Annotated in this window: 7 protein-coding genes, 6 tRNA genes, 6 rRNA genes and 1 riboswitch; of the genes, 5 read left to right on the top strand and 14 right to left on the bottom strand. The window is 46.8% G+C overall.

What is annotated here, in order from left to right; translation table 11 throughout:
- Positions 1–97: 97 nt before the first annotated feature.
- The 3 genes from galU (at position 98) to UQW94_RS09320 (ending at position 5791) form a co-directional block, all read left to right on the top strand.
- Entirely contained in the window at positions 98–970 is an 873-nt protein-coding gene (galU, locus tag UQW94_RS09330) for a UTP--glucose-1-phosphate uridylyltransferase GalU (protein ID WP_256903346.1), read from the top strand.
- A 149-nt stretch (positions 971–1119) separates the two neighbouring features.
- Complete coding sequence (gene uvrA, locus UQW94_RS09325) at positions 1120–3942, top strand: excinuclease ABC subunit UvrA (protein ID WP_005381241.1); 2823 nt, start codon at positions 1120–1122, stop codon at positions 3940–3942.
- 67 nt (positions 3943–4009) lie between these two features.
- Positions 4010–5791: a PglL family O-oligosaccharyltransferase gene (locus UQW94_RS09320; RefSeq protein WP_021707781.1), complete on the top strand. Its 1782-nt coding sequence runs from the start codon at positions 4010–4012 to the stop codon at positions 5789–5791.
- A gap of 60 nt (positions 5792–5851) precedes the next feature.
- Here UQW94_RS09320 and UQW94_RS09315 read toward each other — a convergent pair whose 3' ends face one another.
- A complete protein-coding gene (locus UQW94_RS09315; protein WP_005381245.1) occupies positions 5852–6973 on the bottom strand; it encodes a pyridoxal-phosphate-dependent aminotransferase family protein in 1122 nt (373 codons plus the stop codon).
- A gap of 220 nt (positions 6974–7193) precedes the next feature.
- Positions 7194–7372, top strand: a riboswitch (Lysine riboswitch).
- Between the two features lie 101 nt (positions 7373–7473).
- Here UQW94_RS09315 and lysC point away from each other — a divergent pair.
- Positions 7474–8826, top strand: coding sequence for a lysine-sensitive aspartokinase 3 (gene lysC, locus UQW94_RS09310; RefSeq protein ID WP_053350596.1), 1353 nt, complete (start codon positions 7474–7476; stop codon positions 8824–8826).
- 86 nt (positions 8827–8912) lie between these two features.
- Here the strand turns inward: lysC and metH are convergent, their stop codons facing one another.
- Entirely contained in the window at positions 8913–12593 is a 3681-nt protein-coding gene (metH, locus tag UQW94_RS09305; protein WP_322142203.1) for a methionine synthase, read from the bottom strand.
- Positions 12594–12784: 191 nt separating this feature from the next.
- Here metH and UQW94_RS09300 point away from each other — a divergent pair, with 191 nt between their 5' ends.
- Positions 12785–14116, top strand: a complete 1332-nt coding sequence (locus UQW94_RS09300; RefSeq protein ID WP_053306797.1) for a cation:proton antiporter — start codon at positions 12785–12787, stop codon at positions 14114–14116.
- Positions 14117–14864: 748 nt separating this feature from the next.
- Here UQW94_RS09300 and UQW94_RS09295 read toward each other — a convergent pair.
- From UQW94_RS09295 to UQW94_RS09240, 12 genes are all read right to left on the bottom strand, one after another.
- Positions 14865–14941, bottom strand: a tRNA-Asp gene (locus tag UQW94_RS09295).
- A 77-nt stretch (positions 14942–15018) separates the two neighbouring features.
- Positions 15019–15135, bottom strand: a 5S ribosomal RNA gene (gene rrf, locus UQW94_RS09290).
- A gap of 93 nt (positions 15136–15228) precedes the next feature.
- Positions 15229–18119 (bottom strand): 23S ribosomal RNA (locus UQW94_RS09285).
- A gap of 291 nt (positions 18120–18410) precedes the next feature.
- Positions 18411–18486 (bottom strand) — tRNA-Val (locus UQW94_RS09280).
- Between the two features lie 37 nt (positions 18487–18523).
- A tRNA-Ala gene (locus UQW94_RS09275) sits at positions 18524–18599 on the bottom strand.
- Between the two features lie 9 nt (positions 18600–18608).
- Positions 18609–18684, bottom strand: a tRNA-Lys gene (locus tag UQW94_RS09270).
- A gap of 2 nt (positions 18685–18686) precedes the next feature.
- Positions 18687–18762, bottom strand: a tRNA-Glu gene (locus UQW94_RS09265).
- Positions 18763–18851: 89 nt separating this feature from the next.
- Positions 18852–20404, bottom strand: a 16S ribosomal RNA gene (locus UQW94_RS09260).
- Positions 20405–20721: 317 nt separating this feature from the next.
- Positions 20722–20838, bottom strand: a 5S ribosomal RNA gene (gene rrf, locus UQW94_RS09255).
- A 93-nt stretch (positions 20839–20931) separates the two neighbouring features.
- Positions 20932–23822: ribosomal RNA gene (locus UQW94_RS09250) — 23S ribosomal RNA — on the bottom strand.
- A 303-nt stretch (positions 23823–24125) separates the two neighbouring features.
- Positions 24126–24201: transfer RNA gene (locus tag UQW94_RS09245), tRNA-Glu, on the bottom strand.
- An 89-nt stretch (positions 24202–24290) separates the two neighbouring features.
- A 16S ribosomal RNA gene (locus UQW94_RS09240) occupies positions 24291–25843 on the bottom strand.
- The 16S, 23S and 5S rRNA genes sit together here with 6 tRNA genes alongside, the layout of an rRNA operon.
- Positions 25844–26416 lie beyond the last annotated feature (573 nt).

Genomic DNA, 26416 nt, shown 5'->3' with positions numbered 1-26416 from the left:
CTCACATTTTTTCCTACTTTATTCATGATTCATTGATACCTCTCGTGTTAAAGTTATGCGCAGATTCTTGATAAAAACGAGATAGGATATTCCCCCAATGATAAAAAAATGTCTGTTCCCTGCTGCAGGCTATGGCACACGCTTCCTACCGGCAACGAAATCTATGCCAAAGGAGATGATGCCAGTCGTTAACAAACCGCTTATTGAATACGGTGTCGAAGAAGCAATCCAAGCTGGTATGAACGGCATGTGTATTGTGACAGGTCGTGGCAAGCACTCGATCATGGACCACTTTGATAAGAACTACGAACTGGAACATCAGATTAGCGGTACCAACAAAGAAGAGCTGTTGGTAGATATCCGTGAAATCATTGAATCTGCAAACTTCACTTATATACGTCAACGCGAAATGAAAGGCTTGGGCCACGCGATTCTAACTGGACGAGAATTGGTAGGCGATGAGCCATTTGCTGTTGTTCTTGCTGATGACCTTTGTGTGAACGAGCAAGAGGGCGTACTGGCTCAGATGGTGGCACTATTTAAGCAGTTCCGCTGTTCTATCGTTGCAGTACAAGAAGTACCAGCCGAAGAAACGCACAAATACGGCGTTATCTCTGGTGAAATGATCAAAGACGACATCTATCGCGTAGACGACATGGTAGAAAAACCAGAGGAAGGCACGGCGCCTAGCAACCTTGCTATCATTGGCCGCTACATCCTGACTCCCGATATTTTTGAACTGATCGAAAACACCGAACCTGGTAAAGGTGGTGAAATTCAAATCACTGACGCGCTGCTGAAGCAAGCAAAAGCGGGCTGTGTGTTGGCTTACAAATTCAAGGGCAAACGCTTTGACTGTGGTAGCGTTGAAGGTTACATCGAAGCAACTAACTATTGTTTTGAAAACCTGTATCTAAAAGATGAAAAAACCTCTGAGCTAGGTAAGCACGCAACACAAAAAGCTGTATAAAGCATCGTCGTAGTACGAAATTACTGTATCGAAAGCCCAGCACAACGCTGGGCTTTTTACTTTACTGTTTTTTTATCCAGTAATTTTCTTTGCACATTTCTCACACTATGTAATACTTGCCCCACTTGGTTATACATAGAGCAAAAACGATGGATAAAATAGAAGTTCGCGGTGCCCGAACCCATAACCTTAAAGACATTAATCTTACAATCCCTCGCGATAAACTGATTGTCATTACTGGACTAAGTGGCTCCGGTAAATCCTCTCTCGCTTTCGATACATTGTATGCAGAAGGCCAACGACGCTACGTAGAGTCTCTCTCTGCCTACGCTCGTCAGTTTTTGTCTCTGATGGAAAAACCCGATGTCGACCACATTGAAGGGTTATCACCCGCGATTTCTATTGAACAGAAGTCTACTTCTCATAACCCGCGTTCAACCGTCGGTACAATTACCGAAGTCTACGACTACTTACGTCTATTGTATGCTCGTGTGGGCGAACCCCGCTGTCCAACGCATCATGCTCCTCTTGCTGCGCAAACCATCAGCCAAATGGTGGACAAAGTCCTAGAGATGCCGGAAGGCAGCAAAATGATGCTATTGGCACCTATTGTCAAAGAACGTAAAGGTGAGCATGTTAAAACGCTTGAGAACTTAGCGGCTCAAGGCTTTATTCGTGCGCGTATTGATGGAGAAACTTGCGATCTTTCCGATCCTCCAACCCTTGAACTACATAAAAAGCACACCATTGAAGTTGTGGTAGACCGCTTTAAAGTTCGTCCAGACTTACAACAGCGCTTGGCCGAATCTTTCGAGACAACACTCGAATTATCAGGCGGAATTGCAGTTGTCGCGCCAATGGATGGCGACGGTGAAGAGATTATTTTCTCCGCCAACTTCGCTTGTCCACAATGTGGTTACAGCATGCAAGAGTTAGAGCCGCGACTTTTCTCATTCAACAACCCTGCTGGAGCATGTGGCACTTGTGATGGCTTGGGTGTTCAACAATACTTCGATCCAAGCCGAGTCATTCAAGATGATTCATTAAGCTTGGCACAAGGTGCGATTCGCGGTTGGGATCAAAAGAACTACTACTACTTCCAAATGCTCACCTCATTGGCCGATCATTATGGTTTTGACCTCCATGCCCCTTTTAATTCTCTGCCAAAGAAAACGCAAGATGTCATTCTAAAGGGCTCTGGTCGTACTGAGATTGAGTTTAAATACATCAACGATCGTGGCGATATTCGCGTTAAGCGCCATCCATTCGAAGGTATTCTGAATACCCTAGAACGTCGCTATCGTGATACAGAATCCAACTCTGTCCGTGAAGAGCTCGCGAAATACATCTCCACTAAATCTTGTTCAAGCTGTGGCGGTACTCGTCTACGCCTTGAAGCACGTAACGTGTTTATTGCTGATACGACACTACCTGAGATTGTTGAACTCAGCATTGCTGATGCATTGGAATTCTTCCATTCCTTGAAACTGGAAGGTCAACGCGCCCAAATCGCTGAAAAAGTGATGAAGGAAATCAACGACCGCCTGCAATTCTTAGTTAACGTCGGTTTGAACTACCTAAACTTATCACGCAGTGCGGAAACCTTATCAGGCGGTGAAGCTCAACGTATTCGTTTAGCAAGCCAAATTGGTGCAGGTCTTGTTGGTGTGATGTATGTTCTGGACGAACCGTCGATTGGTCTCCACCAGCGTGATAATGAACGCTTATTAAAAACGCTCACTCACTTGCGCGATTTAGGTAATACCGTACTTGTGGTAGAACACGATGAAGATGCGATTCGCTGTGCAGATCATGTCATAGATATTGGTCCTGGTGCTGGCGTACATGGTGGTAATGTTGTTGCGGAAGGCACCATGGAAGAGATAGTCGCGAATCCGAATTCTCTGACAGGTCAGTACTTAAGTGGTGTTAAAGAAATCGCAGTACCGAAAGATCGCACGCCGCGAGATCCGAAAAAAACGGTTGAGCTATTAGGCGCAACAGGTAATAACCTTAAAAACGTTAACCTTTCAATTCCTGTTGGGTTATTCAGCTGTATTACAGGGGTATCTGGCTCAGGTAAATCAACGCTGATTAATGATACTTTCTTTAAAATTGCGCATACCCAACTTAACGGAGCGACAACGGCTCAGCCTTCACCTTATAAATCGATTAAAGGTCTAGAGCACTTCGATAAAGTCATCGATATCGATCAAAGCCCAATAGGCCGTACACCTCGCTCTAACCCTGCAACCTATACGGGGATCTTTACACCAATCCGTGAACTGTTTGCAGGCACACAGGAGTCGCGTTCTCGCGGTTACAAGCCGGGCCGTTTTAGTTTTAACGTACGCGGTGGTCGTTGTGAGGCCTGTCAGGGTGACGGTGTTATCAAAGTAGAAATGCATTTCCTACCAGATGTTTATGTGCCATGTGATGTGTGTAAAGGTAAACGCTACAACCGTGAAACGCTCGAAGTACGTTACAAAGGTAAAACTATTGATGAAGTGCTAGAAATGACGGTCGAAGATGCACGCACCTTCTTCGATCCAGTTCCTGCCATCGCTCGCAAACTACAAACACTGATGGATGTGGGTTTGTCGTACATACGATTGGGTCAAGCGGCAACAACACTCTCCGGTGGTGAAGCACAGCGTGTGAAACTGGCGCGAGAGCTATCCAAACGTGATACAGGAAAAACCTTGTACATTTTGGATGAACCAACAACCGGCCTTCACTTCCATGATATCCAGCAGTTGCTCACTGTACTGCACAGACTTCGCGACCACGGAAATACTGTCGTGGTGATCGAGCATAACCTGGACGTCATTAAGACTGCGGACTGGATTATCGATCTTGGTCCTGAAGGGGGTCAGGGTGGCGGCGAGATAATCGCTCAAGGCACTCCGGAAGATGTGTCGCAAATCGAGGGTTCGCACACAGCTCACTTCCTCAAGCCTATGTTGAAGTAGAAAAAACAGGTAAAGTATCGAGACCAGCAAGTGCTGGTCTTTTTTCATTCAAAACAACGCAATAACTATGGCTACTATACATGTAAGTGGAACAAAGCTTTCTCCCGAAAAAGTACAGGTTCCCCTCAATCGCAAGTTTCTCATTGCCTTGGCAACACTATTTGTGTTGGCAATGCACTTTTTCATGCCCAACCCCGGCGGTTCGGGGCTTTCGCTTTCGTTCAATGCGACAACTTGGATTGCTTTTAGCTTTGCATTAGGCATTGGGTGTTACCAACTTGCGAATAATCGAGTACTACGTTACTCAAAACTAACCATCGGCTTGTTCATTAGTGCTCTTATCATGACGGTGCCCATTCTGTACCCAAATGCGAATAGCAGTTTGGCAGCCAATAAGCTCATTGGCCTGTGGTGTGGTGTCCTGTTCTTTATTGTCTTACAACAATTTCATTTCAGTAATAAACATCGCCAACGCCTATTATGGTTCATTGTCCTTGCGGTTGTTATCGAAGCCATTTTTGGTTTGACACAATATCTGTATCTCAAACCAGGCAATCCGTTTGGTTACGACACGGTGGCCAATCGTCCTTATGGTATTTTCCAACAGCCCAATGTAATGGCCAGCTTTCTTGCGACAGGGTTGGTGATTGCCAGCTATTTACTTGCACGTCAGCCCTACAAATACGATCGTAAGTTAAGCGATGTTTACCTTCTCTATGCCGTACCAGTTTTAACTTTACCACTAATTGTGGCGTTGGCTTCACGCACTGGTTGGTTAGCCTCGGTCATCGCCGTGTTGTTGGTCATTCCATACATGTACCGCTTTGCAACCAAAGGGCGCTTTATCCGCTGGGTTGTGTCACTTGTAAGTGGGCTCTTACTCTCAGTCGTTGTCATGCATCTTGCCTTTCCTGATGGAGGTGGGTTAGCCGCAGAAAAAGTAAATATGGAGTCTCCTCGAGCGTATACTTTTCCGCAAACATTAGACATGGTGATTGAAAAGCCTTTTACTGGTTATGGATATGGCAAGTTTGAATCTGAGTACATGCTGTATACGGCTCGTCAACATGCCCTAAATGAGAATTACCCAGCTGGTTTGCCAGCCATGGATCATCCGCATAACGAGCTACTTTACTGGGGAGTAGAAGGTGGCTTACTGCCAATACTCGGCATCTTCTTAGCGATGGCACTGGTACTGTATCGAATCTATCAAGCCAAACGCGGAACTCGTCTTGCGTTGCTGGCCTTGTTTATACCTATCGTATTGCACTCACAACTGGAATACCCTTTCTACCACTCTCTCGTGCATTGGTTGATCTTCGTTATCCTACTGTACTGGGTCGATCAGCGCGTCTCTCGTTATCGACAAGTCGGCTTTAGTAATGTGACCAAAAGCTTGCTGCGTGTTTTTAGTTTGGTACTTCCCGTTGCGTTTACGTTTTACATGGTAAGCGCATTACATACGAACTATGTATTGACGAAGTTTGAGACCACTAGACCAACTAACCCTGATATTCTGAATCAAGTCAGTAACCCTGTGGTTTGGAAAGACAGGTTTGATTGGGATGTCTATAGCACGTTTTTAAACCTTGGGCTGTACCAACAAGACGCAACCTTGATTCAGCCTTATATCGATTGGTCGCTAAAAATCATCAAAGATAAACCTCGTCCTGCATTTTATAATAATTTGATTTTGGCCTACCAAGGCTTAGATGACTCAAGTAAAGCGGAGCAAATTAGAGCTGAAGCGCAGTTTTTGTTCCCGAAGATTGATTTCAGTGACGTCAATTACCAACCACCTTCTCAAGCAATCTCTGCCTCACCAGTCCCCACTTCAGGAGCTGAGTAATAAATACAAAAAAAGCGAAGGGATGACCTTCGCTTTTCTTTATCTCATTGCTGTATGATTTTATTCAGTGAGTGACTCTTCTAACGCTTTTAAGCACAGCGCAACGTTTTCAGATCGAGCGCCGTAACCCATTAAGCCAATACGCCACGCTTTACCAGCTAATGCCCCAAGGCCTGCACCAATTTCTAGGTTATAGGTTTCTAGCAAGTGAGCACGAACTTTTGCTTCATCAATTCCTTCAGGCACGTAAATCGCATTTAATTGTGGCAACCGATGGGCTTCGTCCACAACAAATTCAAAGCCTAACTTTTGTAAGCCATTTTTGAGTTTTTCATGCATCAGTTGGTGACGAGCCCAAGCGTTTTCTAATCCTTCATTTTTCAGTATCAATAAAGCTTCATGAAGCGCATACAAGCTATTAACTGGCGCCGTATGATGGTAACTACGCTTGCCTTCTCCACTCCAATACCCCAAAACTAAACTCTGATCGAGGAACCAACTCTGTACTGGTGTTGTTCTTGCTTGAATCTTTTCAATCGCGGCAGTAGAAAACGTCACTGGTGAGAGCCCAGGTACACATGACAAACATTTTTGACTACCAGAGTAAACCGCATCCAGTTGCCATTCATCCACTTTTAACGGCACACCACCAAGTGACGTCACCGCATCAACAATAGATAATGCATTATGCTGTTTCGCCAGCTTCCCCAATGCTTGAGCATCACTGACTGCACCAGTTGAGGTTTCCGCATGCACAAAAGCAAGAATTTTTGTATCTGGGTGCTGTTCGAGTGCTTGCTCGACTTTATCAATGGAAACAGGCGTCCCCCATTCATCATCGACGATAACAACTTCGCCACCAGCACGGACGACATTTTCGCGCATGCGTTCACCAAATACACCATTACGACAGACGATCACTTTATCGCCTTTCTCGATCAAGTTTACAAAGCAGGTTTCCATCCCTGCACTACCTGGCGCTGAAACCGCAATAGTGAATTCATTGTCAGTTTGAAAGGCATACTTCAATAGCTGCTTGAGCTCATCCATCATACCGATAAACAGAGGATCAAGGTGACCTACAGTAGGACGGCTTAGTGCTTGTAACACTTGAGGATAAATATCAGAAGGACCAGGTCCCATTAAAATACGGTGAGGCGGAATAAAGCTTTGGATCGACATGTCAGCTCCTTGATTATCTTTTATCCTGAGCATTCTAAAAGTTCTATTCAATAACATGGCTCAGGTGTAGGGTTCTTCACCCTAATAGATTTTTCCTCTATCAGCAATTAGCCGTAAGTATGGAGGTCAAACCAGTGTCACAAAATCGTTAATAAAAAACACCATAAAGGTTGAAATATTGATTGACATTAAGGCCTCAAAACCGTTCAATGTTTGAGCTTTATGTAGAAGAGGAGCGCTACCCAGGTAGATGATTTGTGGAACCGCAATTCCAACACCAATCATTGAGGGGGAGTAGTGCCGAGGTAAGTCAAAGTTGCAGGATTTGACTTGTCGGTTGAATTGGGCTGAATCCCATCAACTGTCATCAGCGCAGTCTGATGAAGGGCTTCTGAGGGTAAATTTTTCAAATAGCATTCTAAATACCTCTCTTTTTGCTCTGTTCCTTTTCTCACTAAACATTGGATGTACAATTTTTTAGGAAGTCGTGGGAGAACGCAGTGAGCGCATTTAACGTAGCTAAATTCGGTGGAACCAGTGTTGCCAACTTTGAGGCAATGAGTCGTTGCGCCACCATTATCGAAAACAATCCAAATACTCGCCTGGTCGTGAGCAGCGCTTGCTCTGGCGTCACCAACCTATTGGTAGAACTCGCCAACGGCGTTCAGGATCAAACGCACCGTACTGAGCTGCTGCAAAATCTGGCCAACATTCATGACGCCATTTTAACTCAGCTCGAAGACAGCACGAAAACTGCTGCCGAGGTGTATGGCATATTAGATACCGTAACCAGCCTGGCCGAGGCTGCATCTATCCAAGCTAGTGCGAAGTTAACCGATCATTTAGTCGCATGTGGTGAACTCATGTCGACGCACATTCTAACTCAGTTAATGTGTGAGCGAGGCATTCAAGCAGTGCGCTTTGATATCCGCGATGTGCTGCGTACTGATGACAACTTTGGTCGCGCGGAGCCAAACATTGAAGCAATTTCGACGCTTGCGCAAGATAAACTCGTACCACTTTGCCAACAATCCGTTGTTGTTACTCAAGGCTTCATAGGATCTGACGAAGCCGGTAATACAACAACATTAGGTCGAGGGGGCAGCGATTACAGCGCCGCCTTAATTGCTGAGAGCGTTAAAGCGGCAGGGCTAGAAATCTGGACTGATGTTCCGGGTATCTACACAACAGACCCGCGAATTGCACCAAAAGCCTCACCAATTCCCGAGATCAGCTTTAGTGAAGCTTCAGAAATGGCTAACTTTGGCGCTAAAATCCTTCACCCTTCTACGCTAGTACCTGCATTGCGCCACGACATTCCGGTATTTGTGGGGTCATCGAAAGAGCCTGAAAAAGGGGGAACTTGGATTCGCCACCAAGTCGAAAGCTCACCGTTATTCCGTGCGCTAGCTTTGCGTTGTAACCAAACCATGGTAACGCTACGCAGCGCCAATATGTTCCACGCATACGGCTTCTTAGCAAAGGTCTTTGAGATCCTTGCAAAGCATAAGATATCTGTCGATTTGATCACAACATCTGAAATCAGTGTATCGTTAACACTTGATCAAACCGATACATCCGGCGGCGCGCCGCAGCTGCCGCAAGCTGTACGAGAAGAGTTAGAAGAGTTATGTAAGGTAGAAGTTGAACGTGACCTATGCCTCGTTGCCCTAATTGGTAACAACATGAGTGAGAGTAAAGGCTACGCGAAACAGGTTTTTGGCACGCTAGAAGATTTTAACCTACGCATGATTTGTTATGGCGCTAGCCCTCACAACTTATGCTTCTTGCTCCATGAATCAGTATCGAAACAAGCCATACAAAAACTCCACACTGAGTTGTTTGAGAAGTAAGTTCAACTCAATAAAACAAAGGGCTGCGTATCTGCAGCCCTTTGTCGTTTCATTAGTTGTTACATTTGGACGAGGTAAACATCAATTTAACCGTTAATGTTTGGCCCTAACCATTTTTCAGCCTCGATCCTATCCCACCCCTTACGATCGGCGTAACTCTCTAGCTGATCTTCTTGGATCTGTGCGATCGCAAAGTAACGTGAGTCAGGATGAGAGAAATACCAACCAGAGACTGACGCGCCCGGATACATTGCATAGCTGGAGGTTAGAGTCATGCCAATATTCTCTTCCACATTAAGTAGCTCCCAAAGCGGTCCTTTTTCAGTATGCTCAGGGCACGCTGGATAACCTGGTGCAGGGCGAATACCTTGGTATTTTTCACGAATGAGATCATCGTTAGATAAATCTTCATCCGCAGCATAACCCCAAATTTCTTTACGGACACGCTCATGCAAATACTCAGCAAACGCTTCGGCTAGGCGATCCGCCACCGCTTGAATCATAATTGCGTTGTAATCATCTCCCTGTGCTTTGTATTCATCAGCAAGCTCTCGTTCACCAATACCACCAGTGACAGCAAATGCCCCTATCCAATCATGTTTACCCGACTCTTTAGATGCGATGTAGTCGGATAAACAATAGTTGAATCCTTTTGGTTTCTCGGTCTGTTGTCGCAAGTTACGTAATACTTTCACAACGTCGGTACGAGTTTCATCAGCATAAACTTCAATGTCGTCCCCCACGCTCGCAGCAGGGAATAAGCCACACATTCCACGCGCTTTTAACAGGCCTTCTCGCTCAACTCGATCAAGTAACTCGTTGGCATCTTCGAATAAACGTTTTGCTTCTTCACCAACTTCTTCATGTTGGAAAATTGTTGGATACTTACCCACAAGTGACCAAGTCATAAAGAATGGTGTCCAATCGATGTATTGACGTAATATAGCCACATCAAAATCATCGAAGATATGAATGCCAGGCTTAACAGGCACTGGAGGGGTGTAAGCTTCCCAATCGATAGCAACTTTATTCGCTCGAGCAGCTTCTAATGTCACTGGTTTGGTTCTCGGTTTCTTTCGATTATGTTGATCACGTACTCGTTCGTAATCAGCTTCAAGTTTTTCAACAAATTCAGGGCGACGTTCATCTGACAATAGAGAAGTACATACGCCCACTGCACGTGAGGCGTTGTTCACGTAAACCACTGGATGCTTGTAATTTTGCTCAATCTTAACTGCTGTATGGGCTTTTGACGTTGTTGCGCCACCGATGAGAAGAGGTAAGTTAAAGTCGAGACGCTCCATCTCTTTTGCAACATGCACCATTTCGTCTAATGAAGGCGTGATCAACCCTGATAAACCAATAATATCGACGTTTTCTTCTTGCGCTACTTTTAAGATCTTTTCGCAAGGAACCATGACACCAAGATCGATAATTTCGTAGTTATTGCACTGCAATACAACGCCAACGATATTTTTCCCGATATCATGTACATCACCTTTGACCGTCGCTAGCAAAATCTTACCGTTTGTTTGTCCCACCTGCTTTTCTGCATTGATGTAGGGCTCGAGATGCGCGACTGCTTGCTTCATCACTCGGGCAGATTTTACGACCTGAGGAAGGAACATTTTACCTTCACCAAACAAGTCTCCGACGACGTTCATCCCATCCATTAGTGGGCCTTCTATCACCTCTAATGGCTTTGAAGCATTGACACGAGCTTCTTCGGTATCATCAACGATAAACTCGGTTATTCCTTTCACTAACGCGTGTTCTAAACGCTTTTCAACAGGCCAGGTTCTCCACTCAAGTGCAGAGGCATCCTCCTCTTTACCTACCCCTTTGCCTGCGTATTCCGCCGCGATATCTAACAATCTCTCAGTGGCGTCATCACGACGGTTAAGAACGACATCTTCCACAGCCTCACGCAATTTTTCAGGCACGTTATCGTAGATTTCTAACTGACCCGCATTCACAATCCCCATATCCATACCATTTTTAAAACAGTGGTAGAGGAACACCGCGTGAATCGCTTCACGTACATAGTTATTGCCACGGAAAGAGAATGAGACGTTAGAAACACCACCAGATATCATCGCATGTGGTAAATCACGTTTGATATCGCCAACGGCTTCAATGAAATCCACCGCGTAGTTATTATGCTCCTCGATCCCCGTAGCAATGGCAAAAATGTTTGGGTCAAAAATGATGTCTTCTGGTGGAAAGCCCACTTCATCAACAAGAATTCGGTAAGCGTTGGTACAAATTTCTACTTTGCGCTCACGTGTATCTGCTTGCCCAATCTCATCAAACGCCATCACAATCACAGCCGCACCGTAACGGCGGATCAACTTAGCTTGTTCAACGAATTTCTCTTTGCCTTCTTTGAGAGAGATCGAGTTAACAATGCCTTTGCCTTGGATGCACTTAAGACCGGCTTCAATAACCTCCCACTTGGAAGAGTCAACCATGATTGGTACTTTTGAGATTTCAGGTTCTGACGCACAAAGGTTTAAAAAGCGAACCATACAAGCTTGTGCATCCAACATGCCTTCATCCATGTTGATATCGATAATTTGAGCGCCATTTTCAACTTGTTGACGAGCCACATCGAGCGCTTCATCGTACAGCTCTTCTTTAATTAAGCGCTTAAAACGCGCAGAACCGGTTACATTCGTACGCTCACCGACATTGATAAATAAAGAGTCTTTATCAATAGCGAGTGGCTCCAGGCCAGACAAGCGACAAGCAACGGGAAGTTCAGGTAATTGACGAGGGGCGATATTTTCAACCGCGAGTGCCATTTGGCGAATGTGCTCAGGAGTTGTACCACAACACCCACCAATCAAGTTTAAAAAGCCACTTTGAGCCCACTCTTTAACATGCTTAGCCATATCTTCTGGCGACAAATCGTATTCGCCGAATGCATTCGGAAGCCCAGCATTTGGGTGAGCGGAAACAAAAGATTCTGATATACGAGAGAGCTCTTCAACATAAGGACGCAGCTCATCTGGACCAAGTGCACAGTTCAAACCAAACGAAATCGGTTTAACATGACGTAATGAGTTGTAAAACGCTTCTGTGGTTTGACCGGATAATGTCCGACCGGAAGCATCAGTAATAGTCCCCGAGATCATCACAGGTAACTCAATACCCATCTCTTCAAACACACTTTCAACAGCAAATGAACAAGCCTTAGCGTTAAGCGTATCGAAGATGGTCTCGATAAGAATAAGGTCAGAACCACCTTTAATTAGAGCACGAGTCGATTCAGAGTAAGCCTCAACTAACTCGTCGAAAGAAACATTTCGATATCCGGGGTCATTTACATCAGGAGAAATAGAACAAGTTCGGTTCGTCGGCCCTAAAACCCCTGCGACATAACGCGGCTTATCGGGTGTTTTTGCGGTCCATTCATCTGCAACTTCACGTGCAAGATTGGCTGCTGCAAAGTTAATTTCTTCACTCAGGCTTTCCATCTCGTAGTCAGCCATCGCAATGGTTGTTGCGTTAAACGTGTTGGTTTCGAGAATATCTGCACCCGCTTCTAAATATGCAGCGTGAATTTCCTTGATAAGTTGAGGCTGACTTAGAACCAACAGGTCGTTGTTACCTTTTAGATCACAATGCCAATCCGCAAAGCGCGTTCCTCGATAGTCTTGCTCTTCAAGTTTGTATCCCTGAATCATGGTCCCCATACCACCATCAATCAAAAGAATACGTTGCTTCAATTGAGCTTCAATCTGTTGTCTTACGTTACTTCCCACAGTACAGCCTCATTCCTTTAGTTATCTTTCCATCCTATCACACAAACTTCAGGAGTCTAGACGTCTAAACGTAGAATTAATGATTATTTTATCTCCTTTTTAACTTGCAAAATAATCACGAAAAAATGTTTGCTATTTAAGCAGCATCAGCCGAGAATTCCATTCATAAAATGTTACAAATAGAGAGCTCTATGTCGGTCTATCATACTTTATGTTTTCTATCCGCAGCTGCGATGCTAATTGCTTTTGTAAACAGCAAGATAGGAAAGATGCAAACCACCATTGCGATTACCGCAGGTTCAATGGTGCTTTCACTTCTAATCTTAATTGCGGGTCAAAACAACTGGTTCCATCTCACCGAAATTGCGACGGAGACGGTCACAAGGATTAACTTCGAAGATTTCTTGCTCAAAGGCATTCTTGGCTTCTTACTATTTGCTGGTGGACTAGGCATCAAACTCCCGAACCTTAAAGATCAAAAGTGGGAGATCACTGTTTTAGCCCTTGGAGCCACACTGTTTTCCACGTTCTTTATTGGATTTGCGCTGTATGGGTTTTGTCAGTTAATTGGCATCCAATTTGATTTGGTCTACTGCTTACTATTTGGTGCTCTAATATCGCCAACTGACCCAATCGCTGTATTGGCTATTGTTAAAAAACTCGATGCTCCCAAACGTATCTCCACTCAGATTGAAGGAGAATCGCTCTTCAATGATGGCTTCGGTTTGGTTATCTTCGTCACTCTATTTACGATTGCATTTGGCACTGAGGCACCAACTGTAGGTAGTGTCACCTTACTCTTCATCCAAGAAGCTATCGGTGGTATCACATATGGTTTCGTCCTCGGTTTGCTATTCCACTACTTGATCAGTGCCACCGATGATCACTCAATGGAATTGTTACTTACCATTGGTGTCCCAACAGCAGGTTACGCATTTGCTGAATACATCCATGTATCAGGCCCACTCGCGATGGTTGTATCCGGTATTATGATTGGCAACTGGACACGCTTTATTGGCTTTTCAAAAGAGAGTGAAGATCACCTTGACCATTTTTGGGAGCTTGTTGATGAGTTCTTGAATGGCGTGTTATTCCTACTGATCGGCATGTCGATGCTGCTATTTGAATTCCACAAAGAAGACTGGATTATGATGGCTATTTCAGTCCCTCTTGTACTAGCAGCTCGCTATTTAAGCGTATTTCTCTCGTACATTGGCTTTAAGCGTTACAGAAAATATAACCCGTGGTCAGTACGTATTTTGACGTGGGGCGGCTTACGCGGGGGCCTTGCATTGGCAATGGCACTTTCCATTCCATCTGGTATTTGGGTGATTCAAGATAAGTTAATCGATGTAAAAGAGATTATTCTTGTAATGACCTACTCCGTCGTTGTTTTCTCTATCCTCATTCAAGGCTCAACAATCACCCCAATGATTGAAAAAGCAAAAGCAGAAGAGAAGAAGATGGAAGAGAACAACCAAGCAATAACCACTCCGGAACATACGGAGCCAGTGGACTCTTAAAGACACGTAACTTAATAAATAAAAAGCAGCTACCTAGCTGCTTTTTTCATAACTAATTTTCAGACTCCCCTTCAAGGACGAATGCTCCTTATTCTTTGATATACCTTCAAATATACGAAGAATCGCTACGCTGCATTTTCATAGATACTAACTATTGCCGATAGATAGTATTCATAGACGTGCCTTTTAATTTACCCATTTATCACTTCTCTTCTCTTGGCAATATAGGCTCCTCGCAAATATCAAAGCTAAACTTCCACAATACTTAGCAATGAGCGAGTTTGTATTTTTATGAGAAAGAGACATTTAGGGTGATTGCGTTCAGAACCCAAACAGGTTAGCAATCTCACCAAGATAAAACTGAGCTAGCATTCAGGTAGATCAAAGCCTTAACAGAAATTTAGTCCCCCTCTCTCTTGATCTCAGTGAGACTAAACTTGTATTCAAAGTCGTCCTGTTTTCAAAATTGGAACAAGTGACACCTCAAACAATTAAACTCTGTCACATAACTAGATTTTCTAATATCGAATAAAAGGAGCTTTGGTGAATGAAGAGGCTCAAAACTAGCGCTCGAGACTGCAGAAACCACACAAAACTGCGTTCCACTTCACTCATACAGGGCTTAGAAAGCATAGCCAGAGGGAAGCCTGCCTCTCGATGCAAGGTTTCAATATGAAAGTGGGTTTAAGGTAAGTCGGGGAACCAAAACGAAAAAAGCCTCAGTCTTTCGACTGAGGCTTAATATAAATGGCGGAGTGGACGGGACTCGAACCCGCGACCCCCGGCGTGACAGGCCGGTATTCTAACCAACTGAACTACCACTCCGCAGTGGTATCACTCGCTTTAATAAGCAAGTGTCCGCTTTTGTCTTCACTTTTCGAAAAAGTGAAAATAAAACTAAAGCCTGGCGATGTTCTACTCTCACATGGGGAAGCCCCACACTACCATCGACGCTATTTCGTTTCACTTCTGAGTTCGGCATGGAAATCAGGTGGGTCCAAAACGCTATGGTCGCCAAGCAAATTCTTTAATCTGGAAAGCTGTTTTTTAATTCTCGTTCTTACACATTCAATGTTCTTTCATTGAGTCCATCAAAACCCCTTGGGTGTTGTATGGTTAAGCCTCACGGGCAATTAGTACAGGTTAGCTCAACGCCTCACAACGCTTACACACCCTGCCTATCAACGTCGTAGTCTACGACAACCCTTTAGGATACTTAAAGTATCAGGGAGAACTCATCTCAAGGCTCGCTTCCCGCTTAGATGCTTTCAGCGGTTATCGATCCCGAACTTAGCTACCGGGCAATGCGTCTGGCGACACAACCCGAACACCAGAGGTTCGTCCACTCCGGTCCTCTCGTACTAGGAGCAGCCCCTTTCAATTCTCCAACGCCCACGGCAGATAGGGACCGAACTGTCTCACGACGTTCTAAACCCAGCTCGCGTACCACTTTAAATGGCGAACAGCCATACCCTTGGGACCGACTTCAGCCCCAGGATGTGATGAGCCGACATCGAGGTGCCAAACACCGCCGTCGATATGAACTCTTGGGCGGTATCAGCCTGTTATCCCCGGAGTACCTTTTATCCGTTGAGCGATGGCCCTTCCATTCAGAACCACCGGATCACTATGACCTGCTTTCGCACCTGCTCGAATTGTCATTCTCGCAGTCAAGCGGGCTTATGCCATTGCACTAACCTCACGATGTCCAACCGTGATTAGCCCACCTTCGTGCTCCTCCGTTACGCTTTGGGAGGAGACCGCCCCAGTCAAACTACCCACCAGGCACTGTCCGCAACCCCGATAAGGGGTCGACGTTAGAACATCAACACTACAAGGGTGGTATTTCAAGGACGGCTCCACGCAATCTAGCGACTGCGTTTCAAAGCCTCCCACCTATCCTACACATGTAGGGTCAATGTTCAGTGCCAAGCTGTAGTAAAGGTTCACGGGGTCTTTCCGTCTAGCCGCGGGTACACTGCATCTTCACAGCGATTTCAATTTCACTGAGTCTCGGGTGGAGACAGCGTGGCCATCATTACGCCATTCGTGCAGGTCGGAACTTACCCGACAAGGAATTTCGCTACCTTAGGACCGTTATAGTTACGGCCGCCGTTTACCGGGGCTTCGATCAAGAGCTTCGACCGAAGTCTAACCCCATCAATTAACCTTCCGGCACCGGGCAGGCGTCACACCGTATACGTCATCTTGCGATTTTGCACAGTGCTGTGTTTTTAATAAACAGTTGCAGCCACCTGGTATCTGCGACTCTCAATAGCTCCATCCGCGAGGGACTTCACCGTCGAGAGCGTACCTTCTCCCGAAGTTACGGTACCATTTTGCCTAGTTCCTTCACCCGAGTTCTCTCAAGCGCCTTGGTATTCTCTACCCGACCACCTGTGTCGGTTTGGGGTACGATTCCTTACAATCTGAAGCTTAGAGGCTTTTCCTGGAAGCATGGCATCAATGACTTCACATCCGTAGATGCTCGACGTCGTGTCTCAGCTTTAAGAAGAGCCGGATTTACCTAACTCTTCAGCCTACGCACTTGAACCTGGACAACCGTCGCCAGGCCCACCTAGCCTTCTCCGTCCCCCCATCGCAATTGTAAGAAGTACGGGAATATTAACCCGTTTCCCATCGACTACGCCTTTCGGCCTCGCCTTAGGGGTCGACTTACCCTGCCCCGATTAACGTTGGACAGGAACCCTTGGTCTTCCGGCGAGGAGGTTTTTCACCCCCTTTATCGTTACTCATGTCAGCATTCGCACTTCTGATACGTCCAGCATGCGTTACCACACACCTTCAACCGCTTACAGAACGCTCCCCTACCCAATGCACTAAAGTGCATTGCCGCAGCTTCGGTTTACTACTTAGCCCCGTTACATCTTCCGCGCAGGCCGACTCGACCAGTGAGCTATTACGCTTTCTTTAAATGATGGCTGCTTCTAAGCCAACATCCTGGCTGTCTGAGCCTTCCCACATCGTTTCCCACTTAGTAGTAATTTGGGACCTTAGCTGGCGGTCTGGGTTGTTTCCCTCTCCACGACGGACGTTAGCACCCGCCGTGTGTCTCCCGGATAGTACTTACTGGTATTCGGAGTTTGCAAAGGGTTGGTAAGTCGGGATGACCCCCTAGCCTTAACAGTGCTCTACCCCCAGTAGTATTCGTCCGAGGCGCTACCTAAATAGCTTTCGGGGAGAACCAGCTATCTCCAGGTTTGATTGGCCTTTCACCCCTAGCCACAAGTCATCCGCTAATTTTTCAACATTAGTCGGTTCGGTCCTCCAGTTGATGTTACTCAACCTTCAACCTGCCCATGGCTAGATCACCTGGTTTCGGGTCTATATCCAGAGACTGAACGCCCAGTTAAGACTCGGTTTCCCTACGGCTCCCCTAGATGGTTAACCTTGCCACTGAATATAAGTCGCTGACCCATTATACAAAAGGTACGCAGTCACAGGACAAAGCCTGCTCCTACTGCTTGTACGTACACGGTTTCAGGTTCTATTTCACTCCCCTCACAGGGGTTCTTTTCGCCTTTCCCTCACGGTACTGGTTCACTATCGGTCAGTCAGTAGTATTTAGCCTTGGAGGATGGTCCCCCCATATTCAGACAGGATATCACGTGTCCCGCCCTACTCGATTTCACTGAACACACGTCGTCAACTACGGGACTATCACCCTGTATCGTCGGCCTTTCCAGGCTGTTCGTCTAACGCGTGTAAAGCTTAAGGGCTAGTCCAATTTCGCTCGCCGCTACTTTCGGAATCTCGGTTGATTTCTTTTCCTCGGGGTACTTAGATGTTTCAGTTCCCCCGGTTCGCCCTGTTGAGCTATGTATTCACTCAACAGTAATACCTTATGGTATTGGGTTTCCCCATTCGGAAATCCCAGACTCAAGTGGTTTTTACTACCTAATCTGGGCTTATCGCAAGTTAATACGTCCTTCATCGCCTCTGACTGCCAAGGCATCCACCGTGTACGCTTAGTCACTTAACCATACAACCCGAAGGAGTTTCGAGTTGATGTTCAAATCACCAAAGTTGTCTCTCATTATTTGAATGAGCGAGAGACATTTCGATTTTGCCGGACTCAATTTCGAATAATCACTTAAAAGTGATATTCCCAAGAACACTTGAATGTGTTTTTTGGTGTTTGTCATAAAGACAAACATTGAGAACTTTACAAACAAACTTTTAAGTTTGTTTTGTCAGCTTTCCAAATTGTTAAAGAGCTAGATTTTCTGATGAAAACCATTTTTAAAAACTCTCAGGAGAGAATGTTTAAAGATGGTGGGCGATACCGGGCTCGAACCAGTGACCCCCTGCTTGTAAGGCAGGTGCTCTCCCAACTGAGCTAATCGCCCACATTAGTTTTACTTCTTTGTGGAAGAAGTTCTCGAATGGTGGAGCTATGCGGGATTGAACCGCAGACCTCCTGCGTGCAAGGCAGGCGCTCTCCCAGCTGAGCTATAGCCCCATCGAGAAATGGTGGGTCGTGCAGGATTCGAACCTGCGACCAATTGATTAAAAGTCAACTGCTCTACCAACTGAGCTAACGACCCAATGGTATCCCGTAGGGGAGTCGAACCCCTGTTACCGCCGTGAAAGGGCGGTGTCCTAGGCCTCTAGACGAACGGGACACTAAGTGAACATCTTGGGGGATGTTCTATCTCTTAAACTTCATAAACCGTATCAATCTGTGTGAACACTCATCGCAATAATCATCGTTTAAGGAGGTGATCCAGCGCCAGGTTCCCCTAGCGCTACCTTGTTACGACTTCACCCCAGTCATGAACCACAAAGTGGTAAGCGTCCCCCCGAAGGTTAAACTACCTACTTCTTTTGCAGCCCACTCCCATGGTGTGACGGGCGGTGTGTACAAGGCCCGGGAACGTATTCACCGTGGCATTCTGATCCACGATTACTAGCGATTCCGACTTCATGGAGTCGAGTTGCAGACTCCAATCCGGACTACGACGCACTTTTTGGGATTCGCTCACTTTCGCAAGTTGGCCGCCCTCTGTATGCGCCATTGTAGCACGTGTGTAGCCCTACTCGTAAGGGCCATGATGACTTGACGTCGTCCCCACCTTCCTCCGGTTTATCACCGGCAGTCTCCCTGGAGTTCCCGACATTACTCGCTGGCAAACAAGGATAAGGGTTGCGCTCGTTGCGGGACTTAACCCAACATTTCACAACACGAGCTGACGACAGCCATGCAGCACCTGTCTCAGAGTTCCCGAAGGCACCAATCCATCTCTGGAAAGTTCTCTGGATGTCAAGAGTAGGTAAGGTTCTTCGCGTTGCATCGAATTAAACCACATGCTCCACCGCTTGTGCGGGCCCCCGTCAATTCATTTGAGTTTTAATCTTGCGACCGTACTCCCCAGGCGGTCTACTTAACGCGTTAGCTCCGAAAGCCACGGCTCAAGGCCACAACCTCCAAGTAGACATCGTTTACGGCGTGGACTACCAGGGTATCTAATCCTGTTTGCTCCCCACGCTTTCGCATCTGAGTGTCAGTATCTGTCCAGGGGGCCGCCTTCGCCACCGGTATTCCTTCAGATCTCTACGCATTTCACCGCTACACCTGAAATTCTACCCCCCTCTACAGTACTCTAGTCTGCCAGTTTCAAATGCTATTCCGAGGTTGAGCCCCGGGCTTTCACATCTGACTTAACAAACCACCTGCATGCGCTTTACGCCCAGTAATTCCGATTAACGCTCGCACCCTCCGTATTACCGCGGCTGCTGGCACGGAGTTAGCCGGTGCTTCTTCTGTCGCTAACGTCAAGTAATGCAGCTATTAACTACACTACCTTCCTCACGACTGAAAGTGCTTTACAACCCGAAGGCCTTCTTCACACACGCGGCATGGCTGCATCAGGCTTGCGCCCATTGTGCAATATTCCCCACTGCTGCCTCCCGTAGGAGTCTGGACCGTGTCTCAGTTCCAGTGTGGCTGATCATCCTCTCAGACCAGCTAGGGATCGTCGCCTTGGTGAGCCCTTACCTCACCAACTAGCTAATCCCACCTAGGCATATCCTGACGCGAGAGGCCCGAAGGTCCCCCTCTTTGGCCCGTAGGCATCATGCGGTATTAGCCATCGTTTCCAATGGTTATCCCCCACATCAGGGCAATTTCCTAGGCATTACTCACCCGTCCGCCGCTCGACGCCGTTATCGTTCCCCGAAGGTTCAGATAACTCGTTTCCGCTCGACTTGCATGTGTTAGGCCTGCCGCCAGCGTTCAATCTGAGCCATGATCAAACTCTTCAATTTAAGATTTTGTTCGGCTCAATGAATACTGAACATTACATAAGTAATGTTTGAATTGACTGTGCTGAACCTTTCGATTCAATGGTCACTTCGTTTCATTGAAACCTAATTTGATACCGAGGTATCTAATTGGATTATCATCAACGAGTGCCCACACAGATTGATAGGTCTATATTGTTAAAGAGCTTGCCTTTCAGTGCCTTAGCACTTAAGCGAGGTGCGTATAATACGCTTTCCACTTTGAAAGTCAACATAAAATTCTAAACTTTTGTTTAAAACCTTATGTTGACTCGTCTGTATTCAGACAAGTCGGAAATAAAGCCTGGCGATGTCCTACTCTCACATGGGGAAGCCCCACACTACCATCGGCGCTATTTCGTTTCACTTCTGAGTTCGGCATGGAAATCAGGTGGGTCCAAAACGCTATGGTCGCCAAGCAAATTCTTTAATCTGGAAAGCTGTTTTTTAATTCTCGTTCTTACACATTCAACGTTCTTTCATTGAGTCCATCAAAACCCCTTGGGTGTTGTATGGTTAAGCCTCACGGGCAATTAGTACAGGTTAGCTCAACGCCTCACAACGCTTACACACCCTGCCTATCAACGTCGTAGTCTACGACAACCCTTTAGGATACTTAAAGTATCAGGGAGAACTCATCTCAAGGCTCGCTTCCCGCTTAGATGCTTTCAGCGGTTATCGATCCCGAACTTAGCTACCGGGCAATGCGTCTGGCGACACAACCCGAACACCAGAGGTTCGTCCACTCCGGTCCTCTCGTACTAGGAGCAGCCCCTTTCAATTCTCCAACGCCCACGGCAGATAGGGACCGAACTGTCTCACGACGTTCTAAACCCAGCTCGCGTACCACTTTAAATGGCGAACAGCCATACCCTTGGGACCGACTTCAGCCCCAGGATGTGATGAGCCGACATCGAGGTGCCAAACACCGCCGTCGATATGAACTCTTGGGCGGTATCAGCCTGTTATCCCCGGAGTACCTTTTATCCGTTGAGCGATGGCCCTTCCATTCAGAACCACCGGATCACTATGACCTGCTTTCGCACCTGCTCGAATTGTCATTCTCGCAGTCAAGCGGGCTTATGCCATTGCACTAACCTCACGATGTCCAACCGTGATTAGCCCACCTTCGTGCTCCTCCGTTACGCTTTGGGAGGAGACCGCCCCAGTCAAACTACCCACCAGGCACTGTCCGCAACCCCGATAAGGGGTCGACGTTAGAACATCAACACTACAAGGGTGGTATTTCAAGGACGGCTCCACGCAATCTAGCGACTGCGCTTCAAAGCCTCCCACCTATCCTACACATGTAGGGTCAATGTTCAGTGCCAAGCTGTAGTAAAGGTTCACGGGGTCTTTCCGTCTAGCCGCGGGTACACTGCATCTTCACAGCGATTTCAATTTCACTGAGTCTCGGGTGGAGACAGCGTGGCCATCATTACGCCATTCGTGCAGGTCGGAACTTACCCGACAAGGAATTTCGCTACCTTAGGACCGTTATAGTTACGGCCGCCGTTTACCGGGGCTTCGATCAAGAGCTTCGACCGAAGTCTAACCCCATCAATTAACCTTCCGGCACCGGGCAGGCGTCACACCGTATACGTCATCTTGCGATTTTGCACAGTGCTGTGTTTTTAATAAACAGTTGCAGCCACCTGGTATCTGCGACTCTCAATAGCTCCATCCGCGAGGGACTTCACCGTCGAGAGCGTACCTTCTCCCGAAGTTACGGTACCATTTTGCCTAGTTCCTTCACCCGAGTTCTCTCAAGCGCCTTGGTATTCTCTACCCGACCACCTGTGTCGGTTTGGGGTACGATTCCTTACAATCTGAAGCTTAGAGGCTTTTCCTGGAAGCATGGCATCAATGACTTCACATCCGTAGATGCTCGACGTCGTGTCTCAGCTTTAAGAAGAGCCGGATTTACCTAACTCTTCAGCCTACGCACTTGAACCTGGACAACCGTCGCCAGGCCCACCTAGCCTTCTCCGTCCCCCCATCGCAATTGTAAGAAGTACGGGAATATTAACCCGTTTCCCATCGACTACGCCTTTCGGCCTCGCCTTAGGGGTCGACTTACCCTGCCCCGATTAACGTTGGACAGGAACCCTTGGTCTTCCGGCGAGGAGGTTTTTCACCCCCTTTATCGTTACTCATGTCAGCATTCGCACTTCTGATACGTCCAGCATGCGTTACCACACACCTTCAACCGCTTACAGAACGCTCCCCTACCCAATGCACTAAAGTGCATTGCCGCAGCTTCGGTTTACTACTTAGCCCCGTTACATCTTCCGCGCAGGCCGACTCGACCAGTGAGCTATTACGCTTTCTTTAAATGATGGCTGCTTCTAAGCCAACATCCTGGCTGTCTGAGCCTTCCCACATCGTTTCCCACTTAGTAGTAATTTGGGACCTTAGCTGGCGGTCTGGGTTGTTTCCCTCTCCACGACGGACGTTAGCACCCGCCGTGTGTCTCCCGGATAGTACTTACTGGTATTCGGAGTTTGCAAAGGGTTGGTAAGTCGGGATGACCCCCTAGCCTTAACAGTGCTCTACCCCCAGTAGTATTCGTCCGAGGCGCTACCTAAATAGCTTTCGGGGAGAACCAGCTATCTCCAGGTTTGATTGGCCTTTCACCCCTAGCCACAAGTCATCCGCTAATTTTTCAACATTAGTCGGTTCGGTCCTCCAGTTGATGTTACTCAACCTTCAACCTGCCCATGGCTAGATCACCTGGTTTCGGGTCTATATCCAGAGACTGAACGCCCAGTTAAGACTCGGTTTCCCTACGGCTCCCCTAGATGGTTAACCTTGCCACTGAATATAAGTCGCTGACCCATTATACAAAAGGTACGCAGTCACAGGACAAAGCCTGCTCCTACTGCTTGTACGTACACGGTTTCAGGTTCTATTTCACTCCCCTCACAGGGGTTCTTTTCGCCTTTCCCTCACGGTACTGGTTCACTATCGGTCAGTCAGTAGTATTTAGCCTTGGAGGATGGTCCCCCCATATTCAGACAGGATATCACGTGTCCCGCCCTACTCGATTTCACTGAACACACGTCGTCAACTACGGGACTATCACCCTGTATCGTCGGCCTTTCCAGGCTGTTCGTCTAACGCGTGTAAAGCTTAAGGGCTAGTCCAATTTCGCTCGCCGCTACTTTCGGAATCTCGGTTGATTTCTTTTCCTCGGGGTACTTAGATGTTTCAGTTCCCCCGGTTCGCCCTGTTGAGCTATGTATTCACTCAACAGTAATACCTTATGGTATTGGGTTTCCCCATTCGGAAATCCCAGACTCAAGTGGTTTTTACTACCTAATCTGGGCTTATCGCAAGTTAATACGTCCTTCATCGCCTCTGACTGCCAAGGCATCCACCGTGTACGCTTAGTCACTTAACCATACAACCCGAAGGAGTTTCGAGTTGATAATCAAATCACCAAAGTTGTCTCTCATTATTTGAATGAGCGAGAGACATATCGATTTTGCCGGACTCATCTCTTTACCTTCATTTTTAGAAAAAATGAAAACAAAAAGCCAAGAACACTTGAATGTGTTTTTTGGTGTTTATCTTTCGATAAACATTGAGAACTTTACAAACAACAATAAATTGTTGTTTTGTCAGCTTTCCAAATTTTTAAAGAGCTAATCACTTCTAATGAAGTAACCATTTTTAAAAACTCTCAAGAGAGAATGTTTAAAGATGGTATCCCGTAGGGGAGTCGAACCCCTGTTACCGCCGTGAAAGGGCGGTGTCCTAGGCCTCTAGACGAACGGGACACTAAGTGAACATCTTGGAGGATGTTCTATCTCTTAAACTTCATAAACCGTATCAATCTGTGTGAACACTCATCGCAATAATCATCGTTTAAGGAGGTGATCCAGCGCCAGGTTCCCCTAGCGCTACCTTGTTACGACTTCACCCCAGTCATGAACCACAAAGTGGTAAGCGTCCCCCCGAAGGTTAAACTACCTACTTCTTTTGCAGCCCACTCCCATGGTGTGACGGGCGGTGTGTACAAGGCCCGGGAACGTATTCACCGTGGCATTCTGATCCACGATTACTAGCGATTCCGACTTCATGGAGTCGAGTTGCAGACTCCAATCCGGACTACGACGCACTTTTTGGGATTCGCTCACTTTCGCAAGTTGGCCGCCCTCTGTATGCGCCATTGTAGCACGTGTGTAGCCCTACTCGTAAGGGCCATGATGACTTGACGTCGTCCCCACCTTCCTCCGGTTTATCACCGGCAGTCTCCCTGGAGTTCCCGACATTACTCGCTGGCAAACAAGGATAAGGGTTGCGCTCGTTGCGGGACTTAACCCAACATTTCACAACACGAGCTGACGACAGCCATGCAGCACCTGTCTCAGAGTTCCCGAAGGCACCAATCCATCTCTGGAAAGTTCTCTGGATGTCAAGAGTAGGTAAGGTTCTTCGCGTTGCATCGAATTAAACCACATGCTCCACCGCTTGTGCGGGCCCCCGTCAATTCATTTGAGTTTTAATCTTGCGACCGTACTCCCCAGGCGGTCTACTTAACGCGTTAGCTCCGAAAGCCACGGCTCAAGGCCACAACCTCCAAGTAGACATCGTTTACGGCGTGGACTACCAGGGTATCTAATCCTGTTTGCTCCCCACGCTTTCGCATCTGAGTGTCAGTATCTGTCCAGGGGGCCGCCTTCGCCACCGGTATTCCTTCAGATCTCTACGCATTTCACCGCTACACCTGAAATTCTACCCCCCTCTACAGTACTCTAGTCTGCCAGTTTCAAATGCTATTCCGAGGTTGAGCCCCGGGCTTTCACATCTGACTTAACAAACCACCTGCATGCGCTTTACGCCCAGTAATTCCGATTAACGCTCGCACCCTCCGTATTACCGCGGCTGCTGGCACGGAGTTAGCCGGTGCTTCTTCTGTCGCTAACGTCAAACAACGCCGCTATTAACGACGCCGCCTTCCTCACGACTGAAAGTACTTTACAACCCGAAGGCCTTCTTCATACACGCGGCATGGCTGCATCAGGCTTGCGCCCATTGTGCAATATTCCCCACTGCTGCCTCCCGTAGGAGTCTGGACCGTGTCTCAGTTCCAGTGTGGCTGATCATCCTCTCAGACCAGCTAGGGATCGTCGCCTTGGTGAGCCCTTACCTCACCAACTAGCTAATCCCACCTAGGCATATCCTGACGCGAGAGGCCCGAAGGTCCCCCTCTTTGGCCCGTAGGCATCATGCGGTATTAGCCATCGTTTCCAATGGTTATCCCCCACATCAGGGCAATTTCCTAGGCATTACTCACCCGTCCGCCGCTCGACGCCGTTATCGTTCCCCGAAGGTTCAGATAACTCGTTTCCGCTCGACTTGCATGTGTTAGGCCTGCCGCCAGCGTTCAATCTGAGCCATGATCAAACTCTTCAATTTAAGATTTTGTTCGGCTCAATGAATACTGAACATTACATAAAGTAATGTTTGAATTGACTGTGCTGAATCCGAAGATTCAATGGTCACTTCGTTTCATTGAAACCTAATTTGATACCGAGGTATCGAATTGGATTATCATCAACGAGTGCCCACACAGATTGATAGGTCTATATTGTTAAAGAGCAACTCTTCTTTGTGATTGACATCACTTCGGAAGAGGCGGCCATTCTAGCGAGATAATTTATTGTGTCAAACACTTTCTTCAAATTATTTCGTTTTTCTTTTCAGCCTTATCAACTTTGCTTAACCCCTTGTGAGGCCTTGCCCTGTCGACGAGGAGGCATTATAGAGATCGCGCTCACATTGGCAAGTGTTATTTTTCAAAAATTGCAAAAATAATGGTTAAACGATGAGTTTTCGATCAAACCTTTATTTATTCAACTTTACCCCAAACTCTCACACAACTTATCCACAGAGTTGTTCTTTGAGGCGTGTTTTTTCAAGTACCATAAATAAAGAAAGCTGCTTTATTGCAGCTATCTTTATTAAACTTAACCTAAACTCTATTTAAAG

This window comes from Vibrio sp. PBL-C16, assembly GCF_034321865.1.
Classification (GTDB): Bacteria; Pseudomonadota; Gammaproteobacteria; order Enterobacterales; family Vibrionaceae; genus Vibrio; species Vibrio alginolyticus.
This window is presented reverse-complemented; position numbering and strand designations above follow the sequence as displayed.